Source organism: Aeromonas sp. QDB56 (assembly GCF_027705505.1).
Lineage (GTDB): Bacteria > Pseudomonadota > Gammaproteobacteria > Enterobacterales > Aeromonadaceae > Aeromonas > Aeromonas caviae.
Map to the genome: position 1 here is coordinate 64,979 of NZ_JAPDBZ010000003.1, position 8,610 is coordinate 73,588.

Below are 8,610 nucleotides of genomic sequence, written 5' to 3' on the forward strand. Positions count from 1 at the left end.
ACAGACCATGAAAGTGTTTTCACTCACATTTAGTTGCATTCCGCCGGCGCTTTATCGTGGAGTTGCGTGAGTACTCATGTTTTGCGCCAGCGACTTGGTTAGAATTTCTACATCATGAACATCATCAAGGATGAAACGATGTTGAATAAACATGAGGGAAACCTGCTGCTGGTCAGCGCACTGGTCTGCATTCCCATGCTGCTGTTGCAGGGAGTGCTGCTCGCCCCCCCCGCCTCACCGCTCACCCTGCTGCTGGTCCTGATGACCACCCTGACGGGATTCGCCCTGCTGCTCTTTCTCACCCACAGCGTGCGCCGTGGGGAAAAGGCGAGGCAGGAGCAACGCTGGCTGCTGGCGCTGCAGCAGCGGGATCCCGCCATGCTCTACAGCGTACAGGCACAAACGGCTCTGCGCCAGCTCCTTGCGTCCTTCAATGAGGCCGAGATCGATGCCCACCGCCAGATCACCGAATTGCACAATCAGGCGACCCGGGACGAGATGACGGGCCTTGGCAACCGCCACGCCTTCCGGCGCGATCTGACCGAGCTGCTGCAACAGGAAAACACCCAGACCGCCATCCTGGTGCTCATCCGCGCCACCGAGCTCGGGACCCTCAACGCCCAGCGCGGCTTCCAGTCCGGGGATGCCTACATCCGGGACATCGCCGCCCTCATCAGCCACACCGTCAGCCGCTTCCCGGGCCACCGGGTCTATCGCATCTCGGGGGCCGATTTTGCCGTCCTGCTGCCCCCCCTGGCCCAGATCCCGCCCCATCTGCTGGGACGGGATCTGAAGCTCGCCTTCGATCGCTATCAGCACGATCACGAGCTCGAGAGCGCCGCCTACTCGGGCATGACCCGCTTGAGCAGCGAGCAGAAGATAGAGGCCATTCTGGCCCGGGCGGATCTCGCGCTGGCCCGCGCCCAGACAGAGGTAGTCAATGGCTGGGCCATCCAGCAGAACGACGAGGTGGTCGAAGTGCAGGGTCAGCGTCACTGGACCCAGGTGCTGACCGAGCTGCTGGAGCAGGAGAGCGTCAACTTCACCTGCCAGCCTATCCAGCCCCTGCATCGCGGCATGCTCGCCTATCACGAGATCTATCCCCGCTTTTGCAGCAGCGACGGCACCGTGCTGCCAAGTGATACCCTGCTCGCCATGGCGCAGCGGCTGGACATGGTACTGCGCCTGACCCAGATGGTGATCCGCCACGTCATCCGCCAATACCGCGCCTTCGGAGGCCACAACAGCCGATGGGGTCTCAACCTGCCGGGCTCCCTGCTGCAAAACAGCGCCTTTCTCATCTGGCTGGATCACCAGTTGCAAAAAGACCCCGACATCGGGGCCAACCTGGTGTTCGAGCTCGACGAGGAGCACCTGGAGCGCAACCTGACCGGGTCCAGGCGGCTGTTCGAGCTGCTCAGGCGCCACGGCAGCCGCTCGGCCATCTGCAACTTCGGCAAGGGGATCGGCTCCTTCAGCCTGTTTCGCGAGCTCAAACCCGACTACATCAAGCTGGACCCCGGACTCATCACCGAGCTGGAGCAGGATCTGACCAATCAGCAGTTCGTGCGGATGATCGTCGACGTCTCCCATCGCATGGGCTGCCTGGTGATCGCGGAAGGGGTGGAACAGATAGGCCAGAAGCAGATGCTGCAGAGCATGTATGTGGACGGCTTGCAGGGCTACCTCATCGCCCGGCCCCAGGAGCTGGGACCGGAGATCGGTCAGATGGGGATCTTCACGGAGACGGTTTCAGCTTCAACAGGGTCAGAATGATGTCGTTGAGCTGGCGATAGCGCTCCAGCTCCTTCTGATCGTAACGGGTCGCCAGCATGGTCGGGTTGTGGCGATGCTTGAGGTAGCGGTTGATCTGCAGGCGGTTGAACCCGGCCACCTTGTAGATCTGGCCGAGCAGGGCATTGAGCTCGTCGTCCGCCAGCCCGGCCCGGGTCAGGTAATCGGGTTGGGACGGGCTCTCATGGCGGGCCGTGACCTTCTCCAGCTGGCCACGCTCCTGCAAATAGGTGAGCCACTGCTCCACGTAGAGCGGCTTGCAGCCCCCCAGCAGATTGAAGTACCCCACGGCATCGCAGCGGCACCCGCTCAGCAGCACCAGGGCCAGCTCGTCGCTGTCACACTGAAAGCTCACCGGGCCGCTCTGGCTCCAGTCCAGCGCCTGCACCTGGATCCTCCCCTGCGCCCCCGCCTTCGTGGTCACGTCAAAGACAAACATGGCACCTCCCGATCGGCAAAGGGTTGATGATGACCCATCCCCGGGACGGGTGCAAAGGCAAATCGCCTTTTCATGGCCCATGGCGGCCATAAAAAAACCGGCCCCCCGAAGGGGGCCGGTTCATCACAATCCGGCAGGACGGCAGACTCAGGCGTCCAGTTCCACCAGCGCCTTGGCCAGCTCGATGGGCTCGAGCTCCTGACCTTCCAGATCGGCGTTCCAGTTCGGGCCGACCAACACGTCGTCCTCGTCCAGATCGTTGATCCAGATGTCCAGGAACTCTTCGAGCTCGATCACTTCCGGCTCGTAATCCGCCCACTCGTCCACGCAGTGCAGGCGGGCATCCCCTTCGGCGGACCAGAGCGGCATCACGTCCGCATCTTCGAACTCGGCGGAGCGGCACACCACCCAGTCTTCACCGTAGCGCAGACCCCACACCTGACCCGACTCGCGGACTTCTTCGATGAACAGCTGGAAATTGGCGTCAAGATTGTCAGTTAGTTTGCTCATGGGGTCTCTCTCTTGCAAAGCAATGGCAGGCTGTCGGCCAGGGCTGGCCGAGAATGGGGCAGATGGTGTCCCAAAAGCCCCCCAGACTCAAGCCTTATCCCGAAAAAGCGGGGAGAAAGGCCGTCAGATGCGATATTTCGCCACCAGGGCCCCCAGCTCGTCGCAGGCCAGCGCCAGTTGCCCGGATGCCTGCTCGGTCAGCCGGTTCTGGGCCAGGGCATCCGCCGCCAGCTGGGTGATGGCCACCAGCCGCTGGTTGATCTCCTCCGCCGCCCGGCTCTGCTCCGCCGCCGCCGTGGCAATCTGCCCATTCATGGCAGTAATGGTGTGGACGGATCCATCGATGGCATTGATGGCGACATCCGCATCGCCGGCCCTGTCCGCCGTCGCGCGGGAGAGCTGCTGCAACTGGCTGATGCCGCTGACCACCTTGCCGGCCCCCTCCTGCAGCCGCTGGATCATCTGCCGGATCTCGTCGGTGGAGCTGTGGGTGCGGGTCGCCAGGGTACGCACCTCGTCGGCGACCACCGCAAAGCCGCGCCCCTGCTCCCCGGCCCGTGCCGCTTCAATGGCGGCGTTGAGGGCCAGTAGGTTGGTCTGCTCCGCCACCCCGCGAATGACGTCGAGCACGGAGCCAATCTGCTGAGTCTCCTGCTCGAGGCGGCTCACCGCCTGCACCGTCTCCACCATCTCGTCCGCCAACTGGCTGATGGACTCCCGGGTCTGGACCACCACCTCGCGGCCATGCTGGGCCAGATTGAGGGCCGAGTCCGCCGCGTCGGCGGCCTGGGCCGCGTGCTGGCCCACTTCGCGGCTGCTCACCGTCATCTGCTCCATGGCGCTGGCCACCCGCAGGGTATCCTGCTCCTGGCCGGTGACGATGGCGCCGGTACGCTCCACCACCTCGGCCAGCTGGTGGGCATGCACCCGGTTCTGATCCGCTATCTGCTGGCTGCGGGCCACCAGCTGCGCCATCTGGCTGGCGAAGAGGTTGAAGTTGATGCTGAGCTGGCTCAGCTCGTCACGCCCCGACTCCGGCAGACGTACCCGCAGATCCCCCTCCCCCCTGGCGATGTTGCCAAGGGCCGAGACCGAGCGGGAGAGGGGCACGACGATGCTGCGCACAATGAGGCCGACCACGGCAAACAGCAGGAGGGCCAGCACCAGCCCGATCCCCAGCAGGGTGTGCAGCACCTCCCGGTACTGGGCCTCGACGTCGTCCACATAGACGCCGGTGCCGATGATCCAGTCCCAGGGGGCGAAGCGCTTGATGTAGGAGATCTTGCGCACCGGCTCGTCCACCCCGGGCTTGGGCCAGTAGTAGGCGACCTCCCCCGCCCCCTGCGCCCTCGCCAGATCGGCGAAGGCGACGAACAGCCTGAGCCCCTGCTTGTCCTCCACCCCGGAGAGATCCTTGCCGTCCAGCTCGGGCTTCATGGGGTGCATCACCATGGTGGGGTGGCTGTCGTTGATCCAGAAGTAGTCCTCCTCGCCATAGCGCAGCCCCCTGAGCAGCGCCAGCGCCTCGGCCTTGGCGCTCGCCTCGTCCAGCTCCCCCTTGCGCACTCTGGCCTCCAGTCCCGCCACCAGGCTGTAGGCGGTCTCGACCTGGGCCCGGGTCTGGCGGCTCTTCTCCCCCATCAACCCCTGGTGATAGACCTGCAGGGAGAAGAACAGCAGCAGTCCCAGCAACGCCAGCACCATCAGGGTCACCAGCGACAGGCGCCGCCCGATACTCCATTGTCTCAACATACCCTCGCCCCGCATCCGCTACATGTCGTTAACACAAGGTATGCCGCCGCGACGCGGGCTGTCCACGATGTCAGCAAAAGCGATGCCAAAACATGATCCAGCCCCAAAAACAAGAAAGGGTGCCCAGTGGCACCCTTTCTCGTGGTCGACAGGAAGAGGTATCACCGCTCCCAGTACACCTCTTCCAGGCTGTCTTCCTTCTCCGGCAACCCGCGGGAGAGGCGCGGGCTGCTCTGGGCCAGCACCTCGTAGCTCACCCGGTTGGCGTACTTGCACACCTGGGCCAGAGAGGAGTAGGTCAGGAATTCCGAGAGATGCTTGGCGGAGTTCGGCACGTTCATGCGGTGGTAGGCGTTCGCCACCATGTCGTGCAGCACGGCGGACAGCGCCCCGTCCCCTGCCCCGTTGGTGTTCTTGATCTTCTCCGGCCCGCCCATGTAGGGGGAGATGTGGGAGTAGATACGCGCAGGCTTGCGGCACTTGTCCCGGGCCATGGGGCGGCTGAACTCGTACATGTTGAATTCGGGGATGACGCCGGGCAGCAGGGTGTGGGTGGTCTCGCGCTTGTAGTCCTCGTCGGTGTAGCTCGCCATGTAGAGGCCGATGGGGCCGGCGGTGCAGAGCACCATGTCCGCCCAGTCCAGCGCCTTGTCGGCCGCGCCGAGGGGATCCTTTATCCCGGTCAGGGCCTCCGCCTCGTCCTCGTTCATGGCGAGCACGGTCACGTTCTCGCTGATGAAATCGCGCCACCACTGGGGATTCTCGTCGATGACGAAGCGGGTGCCCAGGGTCAGCACCACGGGCACCCCGGCCTCACGGGCATAGCGCACCGCGGCCATGGCGGCCTCCTTCATGGGGGTGCCGTCGGCGCCGCGCACCAGGTAGGCGGTGATCACCAGGGCCGAGGCCTCCTTGATGATGGTCTCGGGGATGTGGTCCACATCCAGGTGATCCATCTTGCCGGCGTTGATGCCAAAGCTGCGCTCTCCCCCTTCGGTGATGAAGGTGAAGCAGCGCCCGACCGGGCCGTCCACCGGCTGCAGGTAGTCGAGGTTGACCCGGGAGGAGGTGTTGCACAGATAGCGGTAGGCATAGCTGCCGATGCGGATGTCCTGGCTCATGACGCCAAGCAGGATGGAGTGGGAGTCCGCCAGCACGGAATAGTTGTGCATGGTGTTGCCGATGGTGCCGCCGGCAAATTCGCTCACCACCATGTTGTTGGCCTTGAGCTCGTCGTAGACCAGCTCCGCCACCTCGTCGGAGATGAGCATGGAGTGGCCCTTGCTCAGGCCGTACCGGTTCAGGAAGTCTTCGTCCACATGGGCTTCGATATCCACCAGAGTCTGATCGATGCCCACTACATAGGCCTTGCCCAGTTCGGTGAGCTGGGAATTCTGCGGGATCAGGGGATCACGTCTGTCGACCGGGAAGTAGTGTTTGGACTTGCGCTGACCGGGAAATTTCATGGCAATCTTCTGTGCTCTGGGGAAAAGAGGGGCGGGATTTTAACACAATCCACCACGCCGAAAAGTCGCACGATTGAATTTTGAGGTCAGTATAGACAAGGGTTTGCGAGGAAAACGTTTGACTTGGCTACCACAAAAAACCACCCCGTGGCGGGGTGGTGTTGCGGGATGACATTCAGCTTGCCGAGAGCCCCTGCACCAGGGCCAGCACCGAGAAAATTCCCAGCGACAGCCAGAAGAAGAGGGTGCCGAAGAGGCGCGGCATGTTGGGAGCCCTGGGGATCTGGATGCCGATGGCATGCAGGATGCGCCCCACCAGCAGCAGCACACCGCCCAGGTGCAGCCAGAGCGCCCCGACCCCCGCCAGTTCGCACAGTGCCATCAGCAGCAGGGTGAGGGGCACGTACTCGGCAAAGTTGCCGTGGGCGCGGATCGCGGCCAGCATCTCGGGGGCTTCCCCCTCCCCTATCATCACCCTGAACTGGGCGCGGCGCTTGACCACCCAGAAGGAGAGCAGCAGGAACAAGAGCCCGAGCAGGCCGGCGTAAATCAGCGTGATATGCATCATCAGGACACTCCTTTATCGTTGAATCCGAACGTCCGCCACGTCGGGCACCGGATGAGAACGGCCATCATGCCAGCTCGCGACAGATGAGGGAAACCATCATGCGGATATGGGCCTGATCGCTGTTGAGGGCCGGGATGTATTCAAACTGCTCGCCACCGGCGGCCATGAAGATCTCCCGGTTCTGCACCTGGATCTCCTCCAGGGTCTCGAGGCAATCCGCCGAAAAGGCCGGGCAGATGACATCCAGCCGCTTGACGCCGCGAGAGGGCAATTCGCCCACGGTCAGGTCCGTGTAGGGCTTGAGCCACTCCTCCTTGCCAAAGCGGGACTGGAAGCTCGCGGTCCACTGCTCCGGGGCCAGCCCCAGCGCCTCCGCCAGCAGGGCGGCGGTGCGCCTGCACTGATGACCATAGGGATCCCCTTCCCGCTCGTAGCGCTCGGGAATGCCGTGGAAGGACATCAGCAGATGCTCCCCCTGGCCGTGCTGCTCCCAGTGGCGACGCACGCTCATGGCCAGCGCCTGGATGTACTCCGGGTGGGCATGGTAATCGCGGATGAGCCGCACCACCGGCAGATTGCGCTCGGTTTTCATCGCCCTGGCCCAGGCGTCGAACACCGAGGCGGTGGTGCTGACCGAATACTGGGGATAGAGCGGCAGCAGGATCACCCGGTTGACCCCCTGGGCCTTGAGGGCCTGCCAGCCATCGGCCAGCGACGGGGCGCCATAGGTCATGGCGAGCGCCACCGGCACCTCGACCCCTTCCCGCTTGAGCTCGTGCTCCAGGGCCGCGCGCTGCTGCTGGCTGATGACCATCAGGGGGGAGCCCTGCTCGGTCCACACCTGCTGATAGAGCTTGGCCACCTTGGGGGAGCGGGTCGGCAGGATGATGAAATGAAGCAGGGGGCACCAGAGGTAGCGCGGCAGGTCGACGACCCGCTGATCGTGCAGAAACTGGCTGAGAAACGCCTTGACCGCCGCCGTGGTCGGCGCGGCCGGGGTACCCAGATTGACCAGCAAGATCCCGGTTTTCGTGGTCACGTTAGCATCCTGTCGTTCTGTGTCGTGGGAATGGAATGCAAGAAAGGGCCCGGTATGGACCCTTTTCTCACTCTCGTAGCCAGCCGGCGAACGGCTGCGTCCTGCCGGCCCTGAATGGCTTAACCGAGAATGGCGGCCAGTTGCTGGCTGACCAGATCCACCGGCTGGGTGCCGTCGATCTTGACGTAACGGGTGTTACCCGCTTCCGCTTCTTTGCCGTAGAAACCGATGAGCGGCGCGGTCTGCTGATGGTAGACATCCAGACGCTTGCGCACTGTGGTCTCTTCGTCGTCGGCACGGATCACCAGATCCTCGCCGGTCACGTCATCCTTGCCTTCCACTTTCGGCGGGTTGAACACCACGTGGTAGGTACGGCCGGAGCCGGAGTGCACGCGGCGGCCGCTCATGCGCTTGACGATCTCTTCGTCCGGCACGTCGAACTCCAGCACGAAGTCCACGGTCACACCGGCATCCTTCATGGCTTGCGCCTGGGGAATGGTGCGGGGGAAGCCGTCCAGCAGGAAGCCGTTGGCGCAATCCGGTTGCGCGATGCGTTCTTTGACCAGGCCGATGATGATGTCGTCGGAGACGAGCTGACCTGCGTCCATCACGGCTTTGGCCTTGAGGCCCAGCTCGGTACCCGCCTTGATCGCCGCACGCAGCATGTCGCCGGTGGAGATCTGCGGAATACCGTGTTTTTCCATGATGAACTGAGCCTGGGTACCCTTGCCGGCGCCCGGAGCTCCCAACAGAACAATGCGCATACACGCTCCTAGTTGATTGGTTATTCAATTCTTGAGAAGGCAAAAAACTACACGTTTTCGCCCGTATTAACAAGCTCGCCCCGTGTGAGTGGCCAGATTATCACCACACTCCCGCCAAGTCTCTGCGACCAAAGACGCAGACGACGACCACGAAAAATGATTGAAAATGCAGCAGCGCACCAGAGGGGAACGGCCAAAAAAAAGGTTCATCGCGGCTTTCCGGGGAAGGCCGCCTTGATTTTCAGAAAAAAGTATTCTGAGTCCCTAAATCCATATGC

The 8,610-nt window shown here is 63.2% G+C and carries 8 protein-coding genes; 1 reads left to right on the forward strand and 7 read right to left on the reverse strand.

The window, feature by feature from the left end:
• Positions 1-138 precede the first annotated feature (138 nt).
• Positions 139-1,776, forward strand: a complete 1,638-nt coding sequence (locus OKB81_RS01020; protein WP_270661882.1) for an EAL domain-containing protein — start codon at positions 139-141, stop codon at positions 1,774-1,776.
• Here the strand turns inward: OKB81_RS01020 and OKB81_RS01025 are convergent.
• From OKB81_RS01025 to adk, 7 genes are all read right to left on the reverse strand, one after another.
• Complete coding sequence (locus tag OKB81_RS01025) at positions 1,739-2,233, reverse strand: hypothetical protein (protein WP_160839318.1); 495 nt, start codon at positions 2,231-2,233, stop codon at positions 1,739-1,741. The two genes, OKB81_RS01020 and OKB81_RS01025, sit on opposite strands and share 38 nt — an antisense overlap.
• A gap of 147 nt (positions 2,234-2,380) precedes the next feature.
• Positions 2,381-2,743, reverse strand: coding sequence for a DUF2750 domain-containing protein (locus OKB81_RS01030; RefSeq protein WP_010674427.1), 363 nt, complete (start codon positions 2,741-2,743; stop codon positions 2,381-2,383).
• A gap of 123 nt (positions 2,744-2,866) precedes the next feature.
• The gene (locus tag OKB81_RS01035; protein ID WP_234888696.1) at positions 2,867-4,495 is read right to left on the reverse strand and encodes a methyl-accepting chemotaxis protein; all 1,629 of its coding nucleotides are present in this window, start codon (positions 4,493-4,495) and stop codon (positions 2,867-2,869) included.
• Between the two features lie 161 nt (positions 4,496-4,656).
• Positions 4,657-5,961: an inosine/guanosine kinase gene (locus OKB81_RS01040; protein ID WP_010674425.1), complete on the reverse strand. Its 1,305-nt coding sequence runs from the start codon at positions 5,959-5,961 to the stop codon at positions 4,657-4,659.
• Positions 5,962-6,136: 175 nt separating this feature from the next.
• A complete protein-coding gene (locus OKB81_RS01045; protein WP_010674424.1) occupies positions 6,137-6,529 on the reverse strand; it encodes an MAPEG family protein in 393 nt (130 codons plus the stop codon).
• A 64-nt stretch (positions 6,530-6,593) separates the two neighbouring features.
• Positions 6,594-7,568, reverse strand: coding sequence for a ferrochelatase (hemH, locus tag OKB81_RS01050; RefSeq protein WP_042017278.1), 975 nt, complete (start codon positions 7,566-7,568; stop codon positions 6,594-6,596).
• A gap of 119 nt (positions 7,569-7,687) precedes the next feature.
• A complete protein-coding gene (gene adk, locus OKB81_RS01055; protein ID WP_010674422.1) occupies positions 7,688-8,332 on the reverse strand; it encodes an adenylate kinase in 645 nt (214 codons plus the stop codon).
• Positions 8,333-8,610 lie beyond the last annotated feature (278 nt).

What these genes read in the sequence shown, in the direction of transcription:
- OKB81_RS01020 (WP_270661882.1), top strand. Translation starts at nt 139, where the DNA reads ATGTTGAATAAACATGAGGGAAACCTGCTGCTGGTCAGCGCACTGGTC.
- OKB81_RS01025 (WP_160839318.1), bottom strand. Translation starts at nt 2,233, where the DNA reads ATGTTTGTCTTTGACGTGACCACGAAGGCGGGGGCGCAGGGGAGGATC.
- OKB81_RS01030 (WP_010674427.1), bottom strand. Translation starts at nt 2,743, where the DNA reads ATGAGCAAACTAACTGACAATCTTGACGCCAATTTCCAGCTGTTCATC.
- OKB81_RS01035 (WP_234888696.1), bottom strand. Translation starts at nt 4,495, where the DNA reads ATGTTGAGACAATGGAGTATCGGGCGGCGCCTGTCGCTGGTGACCCTG.
- OKB81_RS01040 (WP_010674425.1), bottom strand. Translation starts at nt 5,961, where the DNA reads ATGAAATTTCCCGGTCAGCGCAAGTCCAAACACTACTTCCCGGTCGAC.
- OKB81_RS01045 (WP_010674424.1), bottom strand. Translation starts at nt 6,529, where the DNA reads ATGATGCATATCACGCTGATTTACGCCGGCCTGCTCGGGCTCTTGTTC.
- adk (WP_010674422.1), bottom strand. Translation starts at nt 8,332, where the DNA reads ATGCGCATTGTTCTGTTGGGAGCTCCGGGCGCCGGCAAGGGTACCCAG.